Annotated in this window: 14 protein-coding genes; 4 read left to right on the top strand and 10 right to left on the bottom strand. The window is 46.1% G+C overall.

All coding sequences use genetic code 11. The annotated features are described in order from the left end of the window. Window positions 1-2 precede the first annotated feature (2 nt). From AB4Z17_RS15530 to AB4Z17_RS15510, 5 genes are all read right to left on the bottom strand, one after another. Window positions 3-2,066 (bottom strand): YIP1 family protein, encoded by a 2,064-nt coding sequence (locus tag AB4Z17_RS15530; RefSeq protein WP_441960693.1) that lies wholly within the window; start codon window positions 2,064-2,066, stop codon window positions 3-5. A 20-nt stretch (window positions 2,067-2,086) separates the two neighbouring features. Further along, window positions 2,087-2,959 (bottom strand): carbohydrate ABC transporter permease, encoded by an 873-nt coding sequence (locus AB4Z17_RS15525; RefSeq protein ID WP_441909806.1) that lies wholly within the window; start codon window positions 2,957-2,959, stop codon window positions 2,087-2,089. A gap of 2 nt (window positions 2,960-2,961) precedes the next feature. Then, window positions 2,962-3,915, bottom strand: coding sequence for a carbohydrate ABC transporter permease (locus AB4Z17_RS15520; RefSeq protein ID WP_441960691.1), 954 nt, complete (start codon window positions 3,913-3,915; stop codon window positions 2,962-2,964). A 15-nt stretch (window positions 3,916-3,930) separates the two neighbouring features. Continuing rightward, a complete protein-coding gene (locus AB4Z17_RS15515; RefSeq protein WP_441960689.1) occupies window positions 3,931-6,825 on the bottom strand; it encodes an extracellular solute-binding protein in 2,895 nt (964 codons plus the stop codon). Window positions 6,826-6,926: 101 nt separating this feature from the next. Continuing rightward, a complete protein-coding gene (locus tag AB4Z17_RS15510) occupies window positions 6,927-8,318 on the bottom strand; it encodes an ABC transporter substrate-binding protein (RefSeq protein ID WP_441960687.1) in 1,392 nt (463 codons plus the stop codon). 552 nt (window positions 8,319-8,870) lie between these two features. Between AB4Z17_RS15510 and tlp the strand changes: the two genes are divergently transcribed. Continuing rightward, on the top strand, window positions 8,871-9,086 hold the full coding sequence (gene tlp, locus AB4Z17_RS15505) for a small acid-soluble spore protein Tlp (RefSeq protein ID WP_076270030.1): 216 nt from the start codon (window positions 8,871-8,873) through the stop codon (window positions 9,084-9,086). A 293-nt stretch (window positions 9,087-9,379) separates the two neighbouring features. On the opposite strand, the gene AB4Z17_RS15500 is transcribed toward tlp, so the two are convergent. The 3 genes from AB4Z17_RS15500 to AB4Z17_RS15490 all read right to left on the bottom strand — a co-directional run bounded on the left by AB4Z17_RS15500 (window position 9,380) and on the right by AB4Z17_RS15490 (window position 12,103). Beyond that, entirely contained in the window at window positions 9,380-10,246 is an 867-nt protein-coding gene (locus AB4Z17_RS15500; RefSeq protein WP_076270167.1) for a MurR/RpiR family transcriptional regulator, read from the bottom strand. A gap of 98 nt (window positions 10,247-10,344) precedes the next feature. Beyond that, window positions 10,345-11,088 (bottom strand): glycerophosphodiester phosphodiesterase, encoded by a 744-nt coding sequence (locus AB4Z17_RS15495; RefSeq protein WP_441960685.1) that lies wholly within the window; start codon window positions 11,086-11,088, stop codon window positions 10,345-10,347. Continuing rightward, complete coding sequence (locus AB4Z17_RS15490) at window positions 11,069-12,103, bottom strand: phosphotransferase (RefSeq protein ID WP_441960683.1); 1,035 nt, start codon at window positions 12,101-12,103, stop codon at window positions 11,069-11,071. Before AB4Z17_RS15490 ends, AB4Z17_RS15495 begins: the two co-directional genes overlap by 20 nt. Before the next feature lie 187 nt (window positions 12,104-12,290). Between AB4Z17_RS15490 and AB4Z17_RS15485 the strand changes: the two genes are divergently transcribed. The 3 genes from AB4Z17_RS15485 (at window position 12,291) to AB4Z17_RS15475 (ending at window position 17,592) form a co-directional block, all read left to right on the top strand. Continuing rightward, window positions 12,291-13,871: an FAD-dependent oxidoreductase gene (locus AB4Z17_RS15485; RefSeq protein ID WP_441960681.1), complete on the top strand. Its 1,581-nt coding sequence runs from the start codon at window positions 12,291-12,293 to the stop codon at window positions 13,869-13,871. Between the two features lie 155 nt (window positions 13,872-14,026). Next, window positions 14,027-16,753: a glycoside hydrolase family 10 protein gene (locus AB4Z17_RS15480; protein WP_441960711.1), complete on the top strand. Its 2,727-nt coding sequence runs from the start codon at window positions 14,027-14,029 to the stop codon at window positions 16,751-16,753. Between the two features lie 23 nt (window positions 16,754-16,776). Then, window positions 16,777-17,592: a creatininase family protein gene (locus AB4Z17_RS15475; RefSeq protein WP_441960679.1), complete on the top strand. Its 816-nt coding sequence runs from the start codon at window positions 16,777-16,779 to the stop codon at window positions 17,590-17,592. Between the two features lie 63 nt (window positions 17,593-17,655). On the opposite strand, the gene AB4Z17_RS15470 is transcribed toward AB4Z17_RS15475, so the two are convergent. Together AB4Z17_RS15470 and AB4Z17_RS15465 are read right to left on the bottom strand one after the other, a co-directional pair. Then, the gene (locus AB4Z17_RS15470) at window positions 17,656-18,204 is read right to left on the bottom strand and encodes an SGNH/GDSL hydrolase family protein (protein ID WP_441960677.1); all 549 of its coding nucleotides are present in this window, start codon (window positions 18,202-18,204) and stop codon (window positions 17,656-17,658) included. Between the two features lie 150 nt (window positions 18,205-18,354). Further along, on the bottom strand, window positions 18,355-19,863 hold a 1,509-nt coding region (locus AB4Z17_RS15465), incomplete at its 5' end, for a glycoside hydrolase family 38 C-terminal domain-containing protein (RefSeq protein WP_441960675.1).

Here is a 19,863-nt window from a genome sequence, read left to right as displayed (position 1 = left end):
CATTATCCCTCCCCTAGTCTAAACATCGCTTCTTTGTATACCGTAGCCGCGAAGGAAAGCATCTGCTGCGCTAAGCTGAAGAAAAGCAAGCCTAAGAAGATGATGATGCCCATCACAAGCATCGTTAGCAGCATCGTAATGACCGTTTTCCCCACCGTATACTGATGAACGGTAAGCATACCGACAAATAACAATCCAAAAAACCACAAGAAGCCGATTGACTCCAGCAATCGATAGAAGGAGCCTTCCTGAATCGTAATGACATTGGACAATAAAATGAGCGGAATTTGCATCAGCACAACTGGAATAAGCGCATAGGCGGTAGCCATTACAATTTCTTTGAATTTCCCCTCGCCATCCATCAGCGTCGTCATCGACCAGTTGGCGATGCACCATAGAAAAAACGGGAGCACAATAAATTTAATCTCATCTAGCACGTTTACATTCTCTGCATTGACCGTTGGATTAAAGATAAAGCCGGTAAACTGCCTTTTAAGCACATAGAGAAGAGAGAGAATAAGCAGCAGCAGCAAAGCAAACCAGATCTTCCCTTTTCGCTCGAACTTCAGCTCCCAGAATCCATTAAACGGATGGAAGATTGTATACCAGCCCATTCCCACTACGCCAGGCTCAGCTGTTCTGCGCTTGATAAGCACTCTCGCAGCGATGAGCAGAACGACTGCTGTTGTCGCTACTGCCGCAATTTTCCCGAAATGCTCCCACATGAAATCCTTGCGGTAACGTTCAAAAGCCCGTGAATAATATTGCGTGTGCATGCCCAGCTCAAAATGCTTCATCGCTTCGTAATTATGTCCTTGTCTGAGCTCCGCTTTCCCTATTCCCAGATAAGCGATTTCGAGATTGTTGTTTAATCGCAAAGCCTCGCGCCATTTCTCGACCGACTTTTCTTCCTCGCCAATATCATTATTAATAACGGCTTCTCGAATCACCTTTCCATAGCGCGTTGGCTCAAACATGACCAGCTGATTCAAGCCTTTATCCAGCACAATCATCTTATCGCCTAACATGTCAATGTCGGTTGGCGTCTTAAACGTGCCAACCTGCTCACCAAGCAGTCCGTAAATATACATCAGCTTGCCTTCTCTGTCGTACGTAAAGATTCTCCCTCGCGTACTATCCAAAATGCTGTAAATCCCATTTCGATCAAGCGCGACGCTTTGAATAGCTGATGTTCCGGGCCGTGTGCCTCCCATGCGGAATCGGATATCGCCTTTTGGCGGCTGGTAGCCCGTTCTCTTCAGCACGTCCGTTCCAGATGGATTCAACCGCTTAACTGGTGTATCCGAGAATGCCTCGCTTGTCGTAGCATAAACAAAGCCCTCGCTGTCAATATCGACGTTGTTGAATTCGACAGGGATAAAGAGCACCATTTTGGAACGCTGCTCCTTCGTCATGACGCGCTTCCAGAACAAATCCGCGGCACTGTAGCGTACTTTATTGACCCCCATAAACCCTGAGAACTTGCCGCCGGAATCAAACTGCATAATGCCATTGAACACGCCTTTTCCGACAACATATAAACGACCCGCTGAATCTCCGACCAGCTTGATCGGCTCATAGACAAAGTTCCCGCCCAGCACATCGCTCTCCGGAGCGCCAATGACGCGTACCAGCTCGCCTTCCTTCGTTAGTTCAACAATGCGTTTGTTTCCTGTATCGGCAATGAACAAATGTCCATTTGAATGTACGAAGATCCCTTGCGGAGCTGAGAAGCGATCCTCTTTATTGCCATTCACAAAAGCATCAATCGTCTGAATTACGCTTGCTTGCTCATCAAGCACTACGATGCGGTTATTCCCTGTATCCGCGACATAGATCTGATTGTCAGCGGTGATGAACAAATCCTCTGGCGATTTGAATGGTCCGGAGCTTAACTGCTCCCCGCCGATTTGCTTCACTGGCAAGTACGGCACAGGCGCTGGCTCAGGATCTCCCCACCACGAATAATTGTAGCCATCGTATGGCGCAGCATAGACCGGAACCGAAATGCCAACCAGGATCAGCATTAGTGGGAAGAGCAGCAGCAATTTACATAATCGATTCAACGTAAGCCTCCCCTTTCCCATCATTCTTTCATGCCGGAGGTTGACATCGTTTGAATAACGCTGCTCTGCGATAGCACAAAGATGAGAATCGGAACGGTGAGCAGCAGCAATGTTGCTGCCATCGAAGGACCCGTTCGTGCGATGCCTCCCGCCAGAATTTGACTTAACGCGTAATCAATTGTTTTGAGCTGCTCGCTGTAAATGTACATCGAGCCCGCTGCTCCGCCTGCCCCCCATAAACCTTGGAAAGAGAAAATAACTAGCGTAAGCCATGCAGGTTTGACGACAGGCATAACGACACTCCAGAAAATGCGAACTTCACTGCAGCCRTCAATCTGTGCAGCTTCGAGCAGCGCATCCGGTATTTGCTCCATAAACTGTTTCATAAGATACAGCCCAAGCGAGGAGCCAATTGCCGGAATAATAACCGCCCAGTGGGTATCCAGAAAACCGAGCCATGACATCGTCATGTAATTCGTAATCTGAGTAACCGTAGCTGAGAACATTAGCGATAGGACTACAATGGTAAAAAGGAATCCCTTTCCCGGAAATTTCCGCTTCGCCAGTGGATAAGCTGCGAGGGAAGCAATGAGCACATGACCGACCGTACCAACAATCGCAATAAAAAAAGTGTTATAAATGTAACGAGTAAAAGGCACCCATGAGCCGGAAAGCAGATGATATAAGTCCGTAAAGTTAGTGAATGTTGGATTTTTGACCAAAAAATCAGGCGGAAACTTCAAAATTTCGTTAATCGGCTTGAATGCATTGCTGATCACAAATACGAGCGGCATTGCCATAAAATAGCCTACTGCTGCAAGCAGCAAGAACAGAAAGATATCGCCCATCCATGAGCGGCTTATTCTTTTTTTTCTTAGACGAATTGTGATCATCGCTACTCACCGACCTTCGCCAGCAGCCTTCGTACGATGAGATTGGAGCCGAGCATCATTGCGAACAGCACGGTCGCAATAGCTGAGGCGTATCCCATCTCAAAGCGAATGGAGCCGTAATCCATTAAATGCGTAACGATCGTATGGCCCGCATACTTCACGCTTGGGAACCCAGCAAGCGCAGTCGCTACCTCCGCAACGCCGAAGGACGCTGTAATTTGGATGACCGCACCGAACATCAGCATCGGCCTCATTGAAGGCAGCGTAATGAACCAAAGCTCCTGCCAGCGGTTGCGTATGCCATCGATTGCACCCGCCTCGAATAACGTTTTATCAAGTCCTTGCAGCCCTGCGATGAAGGCAAGAAAACTCGTTCCAAGGCTGAGCCAGAGCTGTACGATAATGATGATCGGAAGAATATATTTAGGTGTCTTGAGCCAAAGGATGGGCTCCAATATCAAATGCCACTTGAGCAGGAAGGCATTGATATATCCATAGGAATCACTGCTGAACAAGAGCGTCCACACGATAAAGGCGCTCCCTGACAAGGCAGGCGCATAAAAAACCAGCGTCGCAAAAGCTCTAATCTTTGGTGGAAACTCATTAATAATCCACGCGAGCACAAAACAGGCGATATAACTGACAGGTCCTGTGATTGCGGCGAAGATCAACGTGTTTTTTAGAGCGATTAGAAACACATCATCCCTAACGAACAATTGAGCGTAATTGCGCCAGCCTACCCACTTCGGAAACTCCRGCATATTAAAGTTAGTGAAGCTGACCAGCAGCGATAAGCAGACGGGAAGGACGGTAAAGGTGAAGAAGATCAGAAAGAACGGTGCAATCATGGCATATAAAACCTTGTTCTTCGAAACTTCCTTCCACTTCAGATTCAACCGCGGCCGCAGCGTTTTGCTGTCCAATTTTAACTTGCTTTTTTTAACAAGCTGAATCATATGGACCCCTCCCTTCTACTTTGTCGGCAAATCAAATTCTTCGCGCTTGATCGTAATTTCCTGATTGATCGTTCGGACATAGTTTTCCAGCGTTTCCCGCGGTTCGCTGCCGTCGGTGTACACCTCGTAAAAGGCATTATAGATGTGCCGATCGAGTGAATAGCCGCCTGGGACAGCAGGTCTGCCGACGACCCAGTTCAGCTCCTCAACCAGCTGATTCATTTCCTTTGCTGACCATGGAAGACGCTGCAAAGCTTCTAAATTCGCAGCTGCATATCGCGCCGATTCCCCTAATATCGCTTCCATCTCACGCCCAAACGTGACCTGCGCCTCCGTGTCCGTCCACCATTTCATAAACGCCCAGCCTGCCTCTTTATTTTTGGCGTCTTTAAACATCACTGTGCCTGTAGCTGAGCTAAGTGTGTCGTGGCGAACCGTCCCCGCCTCGCTCTTCGTGCCCGGTACCGCGACAAAACTCCACTGGCCTCTAATTTCCGGGGCAAAAATCGTCAAGAAATTGAACGTGGTATAATCCGCAATACCAATTGGCATCTCGCCTGTACGGAAACGGTTAATGAAATCAAATTCAATTGGCAGCTTATAGTTGGTATACAGCTCCGTCCACTTTTGGAACGACTCTATGCCAATAGCTGAATCAAGGTCGGTTGCAATACCGTCTTTCTGGTAATATTGGCCGCCATTTTGATAGAGCATCGATTCAAACACAATATTTTGCGGCAGCGCCAAATCCATGTTGTGCTTCTGGAGCTCGGGAATGATACGGTACATATCCTCCCATGTTTGCGGCACGTCCAAATGCAGCTCTTCCAAAATATCTTTGCGATAGAAAAGCATTGGGAACGATTGTGTTTCTGGTAGAGCAAACACGCCGTCCTGATACTTAAAGCTTGCGAAAGCGCTATCCATAAACCGGTCCTTAACCTGTTCAAATTCCGGGAAGCTGGATAAATCCTGAAGCGCGTTCCGCATCGCAAAGTTGATTACATCGCCTTGGGTAAGCGCGATATCCGGGCCTTTCCCCGCTAGCGTTGCAGGCAGAACGACTGCTGGATTCACGAGCTGTAAATTAACTGAAATGCCCGTTTGCGGCGTAAAGGTGTTGTCAATCATAGACCGCAGCAGCTGAGCCTGATCTCTTCCTGCTGCAATCCACACGGTTACTTCCTTGTCTCCTTGCTTGACGTTGCTGATGTGGCTGTAATCCTCGGAAAACGATCTGGCAAAGGACATCACTTCATGTACAGACTTCCCGATGATTCCAGTACTGACCTTCGGGACAGGTACGTCCTGCGATTTGAAAAACAAATAATCGATTTCAAGCGGCTGTTGATTTACGGTAAGCAGCCAAGTGCCGAGGGCGGTCACATTATCCTTGAATCCTTTGAGCCGTGAGGTCAACGTCTCGGTACGGCTTCCAATATCCTTCAATTGATAGGCGGTTGTTCTTAAGATCGTCGTGCTGGCGCTCGTGCCGCCAACCAGCTCATCCATCCGATCTGCTGCGGCAGTAAGAAACTCGCTCTGCTCCTTAAACACCTTTTGCAGCTCAGGAATTTTTTTCTCCAGCTCGTAATCGCGAAGAGGGTCTGGTGAAGCCGAAGTGATCATGATGATTTTGAGATACAATGCGTTGAGCTGCTGGATGCTGGAACGCACCATTCGAATAATTTCAGCAAGGTCGCCCATCGTCAGCTCCAGCTTGATTTCATGCTTCCCCTTGGTCAAATAAAATAAGTACGGCTTGCCATCCTCGCCAGGCATTCCAATCTGCCATGCGCCGTCATAACGGAAAGGGATAGCTTCCGCCTCCTTGAACGGAATTTTTCCGTCGATGGAAAGCTCTCTAACCACGTTCACGCCTCTGACCGTATTTTGCTTGTATCTAAGGCCAAATTCATAAAGCCCGTCTTCTGGAATATCAAGTTTCCACGAAATCCACTGTCCAGGAATTTTCCAGTTGACGCCTCCGATTGTATTCATTCTAATTTTTGATACATGATAGGGTTCCGTGCCAGGACTGGAGCGATCATTCAGCGGATACAATGAGGGATTTGATTTGAACGCGGCGTCCTCGCCTTGAAGCTTAATAAACAAGCCGTTCGTCGCACTATAGCCTTGCTCTTGATACCCTTGCGCTACTTTCTCATAGGGAGGAATTTCTTCTTGCTGGTAAAGCTTCAAATAGTCTATAATCATCGGTTCTCTTAGAGAAACGAGTGAAATTCGATGTTGGCCTTTGGATAGATAAAAAGAGAACGGCTCACGATAATAACCTTCCGCATCACGCAATACTCTCTCCTGCCACTGCGGGCTTTCAACTTGTCTCGGCCGCAAATCATTTTGCTTGGCATCCTGCTCCAGCTCGGCCAGCTCATTGCGCCATACCCGTGAGAAAACAAGTCTGGATGCTTCTTCAAAAGGAACTTCACCGTCGATACGCAGCTCTCTCTCAATGGGTGAAGTGTTGCCTTCCACCGGAAAATAGCGCAAAGCCATATGATATAATCCGTCTTCTGGCACATCAACATCCCAATGAATCACACCTGAATCTTCCGTTTCAACGACTGGCGTCTCGGCACCGTCGTAAACTTCCAATTTTTCAGCATTCATACCCTCAATCGCAGCAAAGGATTCGGCTTCAATTGTTTGATTGATCGATGGATGCGGCTCATTTGCATACTCAGCTGCATACTCTTCATAGCGATTTCCTGCTGAAGGAAGGTTTGCTAATTTCTTCTCCAATAAGGCTGATGCCGCATGAGTAGACTCCAGTATATGATCGCTGCCTGAGGAGCGGCTTGCAGGATAAATGGAGACGATTGTCAGGCATATGACTAGAGCCAGCAGTGCGCCAACCACTCTCTTTGTTTTCCTGGTTACCTTCAGCATGCGAACCCCTCATTCCTCTTTAAATGGTCGTCCATATAAAAGGATGGGAATCCCTTATGGGGATTCCCTGCGATGCTGTTTCATCAATCTAGTCTCATCCTTTATTGTGCTGCCTTTGTTGTTGTTTGTGTATTCAAATCCTTATCAATCGCATCCTGTGCAATTTGTTTATTTCGCTCAAGCACTGTCTCTGGCGACTCGCCGCGATTGGCAATCGAATAGGAAATATCGCTTAAAGCTCCGCCTAGCGGCAGAAAAATAGGCTGTGCATATTTCAGAGAATCGAGCATCACTTCAATATCGCTTTCATCAGCAAGCAGCTGCTTCTCCGCTTCCTCGCGGTTAATCGGCTCTACGCGATCCCACATTTGAATTTGTTCCCAAATATAAGCTTTCTCTTTTGCTCTCTTAACGATGGCAGGGATATAGAACTGCACGTAGTTTTCAATGCTGCCTTGCCATGTTGTTGCTTTTGGACCTTTAGGGAAATAAACAAAACCTTGCTCATCGGTCATTGTTGTTCTTGTTGCGCCTTCCCACACTTCACCAGTCACCATTGCGGCTTTACCGGAGTTGAATAACGTTTGCGACTCATTGTAATCCTCGAAATTCTCGTTTTTGTTAGGAGCGACGACTTTATGCACATTAAACAGATCACTAAAAAATCGAAGTGCTTCTAGCAGGTTTGGATCGTCATAGTTGAAGACGTTTTTGCCGTCTTTGAGTGTAATAAAGGAGGAGTTGTTGGAGTGAATCAAGATGCGCGATAGATTTCCGACGATATTGGTGACGCCCCATTGGTCGATTACACCGTCGCCGTTCGTATCTTTTGTCGCTTTTTTGGCGATGTCTAGGAAAGCGTCCCATGTCCATTTGTCTTGAGCGATCAAATCATGCGGATCTGGAAGACCTTCGCGCTCAAATAATGTTTTATTGTAGTAGAGACCAGAGGCGTTGTTGATATTGGAGGTAAAGCCGTACATTTTGCCATTGACCGCACCGTGCTGCTTCAAGCCTGCAGGCCATTTGGGATCATCAAAATTGAAGAAATCATCCACCGGCATAAACAATCCTTGATTGATTGCCGGCACTGCAAAATAGTAATCCAAAGGTACGATATCGGCTGCCGACTCACCAGAGAGCGCGGCGTTTGTAACCATTTTGATGTTCTCGCCCCAAGGCACCTTCTCCCACACAATCTTCACATTATATTTCTTCTCGGCAGCTCGCCACTTCTCCAGTGTCGCTGCACCTTCCGGCGTATCCTCTGACGGTCCGTCGACCCAGTGAATAATTTTCAAAGTCTCGCCGTTCATGTCGATAACCGGCTCTACAGGCGGAGCTTCTGTCGGAGCTGCCGTTTCAACAGTCGTATCATTCGTAGGCTTGTTCGTCGCTTTCTCACTTCCGTTATTGGTGCCCTTGCTGCATGCCGATACAAAAACGAGCGTAACCGCCAATAAAACCATTGCAAACCATTTTATTTTCCGCATAGCTTTACCCCTCCAATGGATGAAATGCAAGAGCTCATGCTTACTATACATTTGCTGCGATCAACTGCTGTTTGGTCATCCCTCCCTGTTATCAGTTCAAGTTCCAACCCCGCATCAATGCCTTCATGCCCCACTTACTTGGAAGGTTTCGGCTTACTTTTTATGTGATTGTCATGGTAGTCTACCAATAATGAGATGCTATAAATCCTTCCAGAAAGTGATGATCTTTCCTGTTTACAACATATCATCACTGGAGGAATTTTTCAATAATTTTATTTTTTCTGAAAGAAAATTCTTTTATTCGTAAATCTACTTTAAAACCGTTTGGAAAAATCGTATTTTAAAAGGTTCGTCCTTTTACGGGTGAATCCTTTTTTAAGCTATCACACAATGGATTTTTTCTCCACTATTAATTTATATATTAAAAAAATATGCCTTTATTCTATATTGTCAGAAAATTTAAACATTAGCTGTCAGCGCTCTCTATTGGCATAATTTCGGTGCTTGTCGGACATCTTAAGAAGGACTACTGCACAGAGAGGAGGATTACAAATGGCTAAACCAGACAACAGAGAAGATAATGCCGCTCATTTGCAGCAGCATATTAACAACACAAAAGAAAATTTGCAAGAAGCAGAACAGTACTTAAATGAATTTGCAGATGAATTATCTTCGGATCAGCAGCAATCGATCGAAGCTAAAAACGAGCGCCGTAAAGAAAGCATCCAATCTTTCGCAGCGGAGAAGCAGGATGAAGCAGGGCAATAAAGTAAACTCGATTCCCTAAAGCAGTGTATTCGGACATATCAAGAATAACCGGGGATTTCGGCGTTTTCTGCTTCGCGGCTTGCCTAAGGCAAGTCTAGACGCCGTGCGGCTTTCGCTTGCCCACAATCTGATGTTGCAAGCAAATATAGACCAGAATAGAAAAATAGCCATACAGGAATAGCTCTCCTGTACGGCTATTTTTCATGTGAGCAATCCCTTCAGAAGCTAAACGCTTTTGAGACAGCCCTATTTTTAATAGGCTTTGCGATATGATTGAAAGACGGCCCTATCGATTAATACAGCTTGTCTACGACGGAGCGAGCCGTCTTCTCCAAAGCTTCTGTGGCATTATTTTTCTTATGAGACAACAAATTGCACAAAATATCCAATAAATGTACCTGAGTAATTTTTGTTGACCAAGATCCGCCTTCGGTAGGCATCTCACGTGAGGGCACCAATAAAATGGTGTCGGCATGTGCTGTAATCGGAGAACGCATATGGCTTGTCAAGCAAATCACCTCAGCTCCATTAGCTCTCGCTTGGCGCAGCGGATCTACCAAATCTCTCGTGCTTCCCGAGGTTGATATGCCAAACACCACTTCCCCTTTCTTCACGAGCGATGCAGACATCGCGATAATATGGGAATCCCTATGCGCCTCCACATTCATTCCAATTCGCATCAGCCGATAATGAAGATCAAGCGCTGTAATACCGGATGATCCTACTCCAAAAATATAAATTTTGTCCGCTGCGAGCATCCGATGGACTGCTTTGTCCAAATCCGCCGGATTGATTAGATCAAGCGTATTTTTCAGCATCATTTCGTTGCGAAGCGTAATTTTTCTTGCCTTCGTCAGCGTGCTGTCTTCTTCTTCTATTTCAACGGTCGAGTACGACGGACGGTTGACCAAATCCTGCGCAATAGAAAGCTTAAACTCTTGATAACCGCGGAAGCCTAGCTTGCGGCAAAAACGAATAACGGACGTTTCGCCTACCCCCGCCTGCTCAGATAAATCGGTTACYGTCGCCATAACCGCTTCCTCGGGATTTGATTTCACATAGTCGGCTACTTTTTTCTCCGCTTTGGTCAAGGAAGTATATATACTCGAAATCAACAAAAGCGTATTGGACTGGTTAATTTTTTGACCTGCCATCTTCATCGTATCAGCTCGCTTCATAGTATACTTATCTCAATAGTTTAGATGATCTATTCTTGGCTTACAATAAATGACATACTCTCAAAACTCCTGATTAATTCCTATCGCTTCACATAATCAGGATAATCGGTAATAATGCCATCAACGTTAAAATCAAGCAATGGCGGCACTTCCGCTGCCGAGCGAACCGTCCAAGGCGTCGTTTTTTTGCCTAAAGCATGAATGGTGTCTACGAAACTTTTTGTAACGAGATTCAAGCTCGGGTTCACATAATCTGCATACACGGCTGTTTCTTGAATCTTCTCTGCCGTTACATCTTCAGACTGATAAACGAGCAAACCAACTAGAACCTGGGGCATAATAGCACTAAATCGCTTCACAGAGCTCTGATCAAAAGATTGAACGATAATAGAGGCAGGATCTTCATCCAGCATGCCRTGAGCAAGCAGCTCTTCGGCTAACTTTTGCTCTATCCCCGGATACAGCCAAGGCGCCTTAATCTCGATTAAGATACCGATCTTCCCTTTGCATAAGGTGAATACCTCTGATAGTGTTGGCATTCGTTCACCTTCAAATTTCGCATTAAACCAGCTTCCTGCGTCCAGTTCACTCAGCTGAGCCATCGTAAAGTCCAGCACCTTGCCTTTGCCATTACTCGTACGATCAACCTCTGTATCATGAATAACAACAAGCTGCCCATCCTTAGTAAGCTGAATATCCAGTTCCAAGAAATCAGCCTTCATCTCTATCGCAAGCAGAAATGACGCTATCGTATTCTCGGGTGCATACCCGGCCGCACCTCGGTGGGCAATGACGATAAGTTTTTTATTGATTGCTGGTTTCATTCTGATCCCTCTCCTCTATCCATGCCATCCACTCATCAATATTTGCTGACATTTCCTTTAAGGACGAGAAGGTCAACAGCACCTGCTCATTGCCAAGCTGCTGCTCCGAATCACCGAAAATATCTGTGTGCAGCGAACGTCTCATATTGTACTCCAGCCATTCGAGCATGCTGCCCATTCTGCCGTAGAAAGCTTCCTTCACATGCGTTAGCTCTGTCCCACCGGCCTTTTGATATGCGCCTAGCATCGTCATAAAAGTCTCTTTATTGACGTGTCCCGTATCCATCCCGCTCCAGCTTAAGGCAGCATCAAGCAGCTCCATTGTTGGATTTGTTGAGCCAGCTGCTTCCCAGTCAATAATATGCGGATGAAGACCGTCCTTCCAAACGACGTTTTTCGGATTTAAATCGCGATGGCTGAAGCACTGGCTATTGTTCAACATCTGGCTGGCTTGCTGATACTGATGATTCCATTCTAACAAGTCATTGAATCCAGCATCCATCTGCTGCGCCCATGGCGTCGCTGTCCTGAGCCCATCATCTATCAATTTCCTCCAGTAGTCCTGCCCAAAGGAGGTCCAGAGTGGACTTTGCTGCTCCTCGAAATTCAAGCTGTGAATCTTATGAAGCAAAGCTCCAATTACACTCGCGTGTTCCCTGCGGCAATCAGCGGGAGTAATGACAGCTCCGTCAATCCAATCAAACAGCATAACATCCACGCCAGAAACCTGAGTAATAATGTCATTATTAACCGTCTTTGCTAAGACGGCAGGTATGCCTGAACTTGCTGCGGCTGCTGCAATACGCTCCGAGAGCAAATAGTTGGACAAGACACCTGCTCTTGCCATAATTTCAGGGTTTAATATTTTCAAGGCGAATTGGCCTTCTGTTGTGCTGAGCTTCCACATGTGATGAAGCAAACCGCCAGTGACCGGACTTGGATGAATGAGCGGCTCTCCAATCTCGTAATGAATACAAAGACTCGTAACCCATTGCATATTGATCTCTTGAGGCAATAGAATCCCTCCTCTTTCCTTCAATTATCTTTCACAATTTAAAATAATGTTCGGATATAGGCTTTATGGCCTGCCAGAATTTTGAAAAAGATATTTTTTTTAATAATATCATAATTGGTGGATATAATCTCTATCTCGTGTTACGATATAGCAAATTTTCATTCAATTCTAGAAGGGCGGGACTCGAATGGAACAACAATCGATTACGGCTGACATCATTATACTTGGCGGAGGGCTTGGCGGATGCATGGCTGCACTATCCTCAGCTAAGTTAGGCATGAAGGTGATTGTTACGGAAGAAACAGATTGGATTGGCGGGCAGTTGACTAGTCAAGCCGTTCCTCCCGACGAGCATCCTTGGATTGAAAGCTTCGGCTGCACCCGTACATATCGTGAATTTCGCGACCGTATTCGCCGTTATTACAAGGAAAACTATCCCTTAGTAGAAGACGCCAAAAACAATGATCGCCTAAACCCAGGAAACGGCTGGGTCAGCCGACTTTGCCATGAACCAAAAGCCGCGCTTCATGTGCTTGAGACCATGCTTGCTCCTCATATCAGCAGTGGAAAAATAACAATTCTACTCGGCTATCAATTAAAGTCCGCTGAAACAAACGAAGACCTGATTGAATCTGTCCTTGTCAAACATATCACCTCAGGTGAAATGAAGAAGCTGCAGGGCTCCTACTATTTGGACGCGACCGAATGCGGCGACCTTCTTCCTCTTGCCGGTGCAGAGTATGTATCAGGAGCTGAAGCAAAAGCTGAAACGGGAGAACCGCATGCGCTTGAGCAGGCCGATTCCCTTGATATGCAATCCTTTACGTTTGTATTTGCTTTGGATCACATGGAGAACGCGGATTATACGATTGAGAAACCAGAGCAGTATGACTTTTGGCGAAGCTTCATTCCTGCGCATTCACGCTTCCCGCTGTTCGGCTGGAAAATGGGAGACATTCATGATCCGTGCCAGGACAAAGAAATTATCTTCATGCCCGATGGGAAAGAACCCATGCCCTTCTGGACTTACAGGCGCATTATTGACCGTTCTTTGTTTAAAGAAGGCTCGTTTGAAAGCGATATCACTTTAATAAACTGGGCACAAAACGATTATTATTTAGGTCCTATTTATGAGGTAACTGAGGAAGAAAAACAAAAACATWTGAAGAGTGCGCGTCAGCAAAGTCTATCGCTCGTTTATTGGCTGCAAACGGAAGCACTGCGTCCAGATGGAGGCATTGGTTATCCCGGCCTTCGACTTCGCGGTGACATTGTTGGAACAGAAGATGGTATTGCCAAACATCCTTATATACGGGAATCTCGCAGAATAAAGGCGCAGTATACGATTACGGAGCATGATGTCAGCCTCGAAATCAGGGGGGATCAAGGGATCAAACGATATGAGGACAGTGTAGGCGTCGGAAGTTATCATCTAGATCTCCACACAACAACAAAATCCAATCGCGGCTTCTACATTCCCAGCTTGCCATACGAAATTCCGCTCGGAGCCCTCCTCCCTGTTCGGATGAAAAATTTGCTCCCTGCGTGTAAAAATATTGGCACCACTCAAATTACAAACGGCTGCTACCGGCTGCATCCAACCGAATGGAACATCGGTGAATCTGCAGGTTATTTAGCCGCTTACTCCATTGTAAATCAAGTCACCCCGCATGAAGTACGAGAAAATAAGCAGCATCTGGAAGCTTTCTTAACGCTTATTCAAAATCAAGGCATTGAGACGCATTGGCCAGAAAATTTGAAGCGGTAGCTTAAAAATAAAAATATTTTCCTCTTTTCATAAAATTTATGGAAAAACGATCCACTTGCTGTTACACTACTGCTAGATAAACAATCCATCATGAACATGAACAGCTACTTTATCCGAAAGGCGGTGAAGTGTAAGGTTCTGTTTTATGCGTACAAATGAGAAGATTCGAGGTGTATGCCATGATGACCAAACGATTGTTTAATCTCGTCCTTTGTGTTGCCCTTCTTCTGATCAGCATTTCTTCAACCGCCTTCTCAGAGCCCGCTTCTCCTGACCAGCCATCCATTACGCTTGAGGACGGCACAAACCACATCGTTGACCTCATTAATCAAGAGAGTCAAGACAACAAGCTCATGATATTTACCCGCAGCTACGGAACCACAACAAAACCTCCGCTCGTTCCGACAACAGAAGCCATCATTACAAACAATATCGTTACAGCCATATACACAAACAGCACTAACGGCACTTATATTCCTGCTAACGGATACGTCATATCTGGAACGGGCAACAAAGCTTCATTGATCAACAACTTCAAGATTGGAGATTCCATTGCAACGAGCTTTCCTATTTCAGTTTATCCAGCCCAATATTTTACCGTTAATGAAGAGATCGTTCCAATTACTCAGGTTAATGCAGGGCGCGGAGCGGCGGATATCGTTCTGTATTTGCCAGAATACGGCCCTGCAACAAAAACAAATCCATGGGGCATGGAGATCACCGTTGACGGAGGTTCCGTTACGCGAATAGCAACGATGACGCAGGATACTAGCGGCAATTGGCTCGATAACAACTCATCTATTCCTGCGAGTGGATACGTTGTCTCTATTCAAGCTGAAAGTCCGTTTTTTGCCAAATTAAATGGAACTGTGCGGATTGGAGATGCCGTTGAATTGAATATGAACAATGAAGTGTTAGTTGAAGCCTCCAAAATAGGATACGACGCCTTAAATCCGCGAACGAGAGAAGATAATCCCGGAGGCTGGGATGACGGCAGCAATGAACCATACCCCGGACACCGCGGAACGGACCAGCTCATTATTTACGACAACAGCTATGGCGCAGCAACAGGAACGAATCCTTGGGGATACGAGGTTGTCGTAAACTCGGAAGGCAAGGTCACGCAGGTGAGCGGCAATAATTCTRCCATTCCAGCTGGCGGATATGTCATATCCGGGCATGGAATCAAAGCAAGCTGGCTAAGCGAGCATGTATCCATTGGCAGCAGCTTCAAGCTGCTCACGGATAAGAAACAAGCGTTATTTCTGTTCACGCCAGAATCCTATCTGGATAAAGCGCAAATAGGAATAGATGCCGCGAAGCAAAAGCTTATTCTCTCCAAGCAGCAGTTTCTAGACATTAACTATAACGGTATGGAACAACAAATTACATCTGCACAAGCAGCATTGGTCGATTTGAAAAGCCAGATTGCACAAGGTGATTTCGCTTCCTTCACCGTCCAGTTCGCAGAGCTGCACGCACGGGTGGAGAAAGCCAGCTTCATGGGCTATGAATCCCGCGCTGTAGACCATCGATCCATTTGGATTCGTCCGAAGGAAACGAATCTCGAGCAGGTTCAGCAGCATATTGCGAAGCTTCACGCTTTAAATATTAACTCCATTTACTTAGAGACGTGGTGGAATGGCTTTACGATTTACCCAACGAGCCATCCGCTAGCTGCTCAAAATCCGATTTATGGCGGTTTTGACGTATTGAACGCCTATATAACAGAAGCCAAAAAAGCAGGCATCGAGGTTCATGCTTGGGTCGAAAACTTTTTGGTAGGCGTCGGCAGTATGGCAGGTCCCGTCAGAAGCCTTAAGCCGGAATGGTCCATGATGAGTAGACAAGGCCATGATTATCAAGATGTTCCGCTTTACAACACCCAGTATTATTTCCTCAATCCTGTAAGGCCTGAAGTACGGGACTTTGTTTCTGAAATTTATAAGGAGCTGCTTCAGAAATATAAAGTAGACGGCTTGCATTTGGACTATATTCGTTATCCCGATGCAGGTGATTACACGAACGACTTTGGTTATGACTCTTATACGCGCAATCTGTTCAAACAGAAGCATGGCGCAGATCCGATCGACCTTCATCCCGGCGACAAGCTTTGGCAAGCGTGGGTTGATTTTAGAAAAAATACGATTAATGAGTTCGTATATCGGATCTCCAGTGAAGCCAAAAAATTGAAGCCGGATATCCGAGTCTCCGCCGCCGTATGGCCGAACTACGTGAATGGGCCAGAGTTCATGCACCAAGAGCCAAAGGATTGGATTGCCAAAAACTATATCGACCAGCTCTTCCCGATGTCCTATCATCCAGACGCTTCATCTGTTGCCACTGATTCCTTAAACTCCGTTGCACTCGCAAACAACAAGGCGCTGATCGTCATTGGTGTCGGAACGAATCTTGGCTTAACGAAGGAGATGCTGCTTAAACAAATTAACGACTCCGTCGCAGTAGGCGTATCCGGCTCAGCTTTGTTCGAATTTGAATCGTTGTTTGGAAATGAATATGACAAGGCGCTTTTAGCAGGTCTCTACAGCAAACCCGCCATCGTCCCAGACAAAGATGTTTTAACATCCTTCAAAACGATCATTTCCGAAATGCAGCGCAAAATCAAACAAATTTATGTCCCGTTCAATGGGATGGATAACGATAAGAAATATGTAAAAGAGCTGGAGCAGCTTGAAAAAAGCTGGAAGGATAAAAAATCAGTCGGCAAGGACGCCAAAGAAGCACTTAAGAAAATAGAGAAGCTTCTGGAGCGTATCGAATCGGATCGTGCTTTGAACGTAGAAGTTAAAAAACGAATGGCTGCGGATCTTAATTATTTGGAAACCATTATTCTCGTTTACGTATCCAAGGCAGCGCACTRAACAACACAGAGAGGACCAACTGTATGTTATGGGAAAACTTAACCGTCAAGGAATTTGAGACGGCCGTGAAGTCAACGAACCGAGTCTGTGTGCTGCCGATCGGCTGTCTTGAAAAGCATGGCGATCATCTTCCCCTCGGAACGGATATGATGATCGCTAGAGAAATCGTAGAGAAGTCAGCTCAATTAGAGTCCTGTGTTATCTTTCCTTATTATATTTTCGGCCAAGTATCCGAGGTGAAGCATTACGCAGGCACAGTTGCTCTTGGCAGTGAGCTGCAGCTGCGCCTCTTGCAGGAAGTGTGCAAGGAAATTAGGCGCAACGGCTTCAACAAAATTATTTTGGCCAATGGGCACGGCGGCAATAACAATCTGCTGAGCTATTTCGTCCAAACGATGCTCGATGAACGCAAGGATTATGTTGTGTACGCCTATAATCTATGGGAATTAAATGCCGAGCAGCTTGCTCATCTTGATCAATCCTATGAAACGCCAGATGACTACGGGCATGCCGATCATATGGAAACATCGCAAATTCTTCATATTAATCCTTCTCTTGTCCATATGGAACGTTTGAATCCAGGCGAGTGGGAGTCCAAAGGTCTTGGACGAACGCTAACGGAGCATAGGCTGTCCGCTGGCATCCATTGGTATATGGAGTTCCCAAATCAGATTGCAGGCGATCCTTCACTGTCGTCGGCAGCGTATGGTAAGGAGTATATTTCAATGTGCGCTAGCAACTTCGCCAAAGCGATACACGCTGTCAAAAATGATGAAGCCTCTTTGCAGCAGCAAACCGCTTTTTTTGATCGATGCGACGATGTGAATCTTATCCGTTAAAACAAGAAATGGCAGTCCTGCCTAGCTACAGGCTTTGGACTRCCATTTCCTTTACTCCTTACATTACAAATATTTATGGATGTGCTCGATGACTTTCTCCGCGCATCTACGATTTCCTCGTTCAGACAAGTGCAAACGGTCCTCGCAAATATGTAATGCTAGATCTTCTTTTATGGCAGCGTTCAGATCATTTATTTGTATGCCTAGGCTTTCCATCAGCTTTGCAGCTGCCGCATTGTATAAATCAATCTCTGCATTGCTGCGCCCAATCGCATCGGCTGGAACAGGCGTCGTTGTTGCAAATATGATGTTTGCACCCGTTCTTTGCAGCTCATTCGCCGTCCGTTTAAGCGTTTCCAAATATTCTTCTAATGAAGTGAGTGCCTCGACCATTGGCGCTTCATGATGCAAATCCCATAACCCGTTGTTCCAATGAACGATATCTGGTTTGCCCAGATCTCTAATCCACAAGTTAACTCCCCATAACGTATGTTTCGCAAATCTGCCGTTCTCCTCAGGTGCGACAACCTCTGCCGTTTCATTCAAAGCCTCGCGCACAAGCGGTTCATAGCCCATTCGGATCGAATCTCCGAGCAGCAGTACTCTTTTCATCCGCAACACCTTCCCCTTGTTTTCATAATATTTGCCCATGCCGCAAACGTGATGCTTACGTCCATGTCATCCTCATCCCTCTTGAAATATAGCACACCCCCAACCGTTTCTCAAAGACAGTTAGGGGTGTGTTGTACTCCGTATGCTAATTTACAAAGTAACATCTAAACTAAGCGTAATGATTTCAGCGGGACGAACCACCATTCGGCCAAGCTCTGACTCCTCCAGCCTCTGCTCCATAACGCTGCTGCGATGTGCTGCGTTCACGCCTAGCGTAGGGTAAACGCTTAACGTTTGCTCATCTCGTGATAGATTATACCAGCGCGCGATCAAATCCCCCGTATTCTCCGATACCTTAAGAGCAGACAAACATAGTTTGTCACCCTCCCATTGCATAAAGGAAAAACTACTTGGAAGCCCACCCTCATGTGTACCCGTCTGTTTCACCATCCAAGGAACTTGATATTGATAAGCTTCCTTCATCGATGCCATAGCTCCATGCCCAATGAACTCCGACTTTGCATGCTGATTCTCCACCGGAAACGGTATAATTTCAAGCTTAACCGTATGCTCGCCGAGACACTGCGCCTCAGGGGTCGGGAAGTACCCCCAATCACCTAGCTCACCCACCGCACGCAGCAAAGTAACCGCAATGGTATTGTTTTCATCTTCCTCTCGCAAAACTTCATATTCATTTAAACCAAGGTTGGCGATCGTAACCCCCTGCTTCTCGCCAATCAACGTCACAAAAGCTTGCTGATGCTGACAATTGCTTGGGTTTCTCCATTCCTCCGATGGGGTATTATCCCGCTCCACCACTTCAAAGATTGAATCTGCCAAATGTGTCTTCGATTGAAAGTCTACCGGGAACAACATACGCAAACGATGGTCAAGAGCCTCGTTGATAAAGGTGGTTTCTATTTGCAGTGCTTGCCCGTTTTTGTTAAGTGATACCTTCGTCTTAATCGTAAAAGGAATGAGCTTATCCGACCTGCCTGATTTTCGTCCAGTAAACCAAATCAGCTCTTCTCTCTCCTGCTGCAACAGCTCTTCTGCCGACTTCGGGATTAACATCTGGTGCGTAATTTCAAAGCTGGCTTGAAAATGTGTATCTTCCGTTATGCGTATTTCGGCTTGAAGACCTCTCGTTGTCAGCGGGACGTCACCGTTTGGCTGGCGGTACATATACTCATTACCAATGTCTCCTGTATCTTCATATATACACTGATTGCGTAGCACTTCATTCGAATGATGATCAACAATAGTCAAGGAACCGTCATCAGCGATCGTTACGGTCAAATAATCATTGCCCATCTCTCGTTCATTTCTAATTAGAGAGCCTTCTTCGGCTTGAAGCTGTTTAGAGTAGTCATTTCTAATCAGCGCATAGGTTTTGTAGCCAAGTGCTGGTACACCGTGCGCCTCAAATCGAATACGTACTTTTCTAGCAAAATAAGGCTGACGGAACTGATCCTCGGGCAAATCGTATCCGAATTGTACGCCTAGATCTTCTATGCCGCTGGATACCTTGCTGCCCTCTGACTCCATGAGGTATAGACCTGCTAAATCAATTTCCTTCAGTCGCTGCTTCATCGTATAAAAATCTATTCCACTATTGAAATAGATGCGCTCGATCTCAACATCAGTGGTAACAATACC

The sequence above is a fragment of the Paenibacillus sp. TAF43_2 genome, assembly GCF_052113545.1.
Lineage (GTDB): Bacteria > Bacillota > Bacilli > Paenibacillales > Paenibacillaceae > Pristimantibacillus.
The sequence above is the reverse complement of the archived record's forward strand: the minus strand, read 5'-3'. Positions and strand labels throughout refer to the sequence as shown.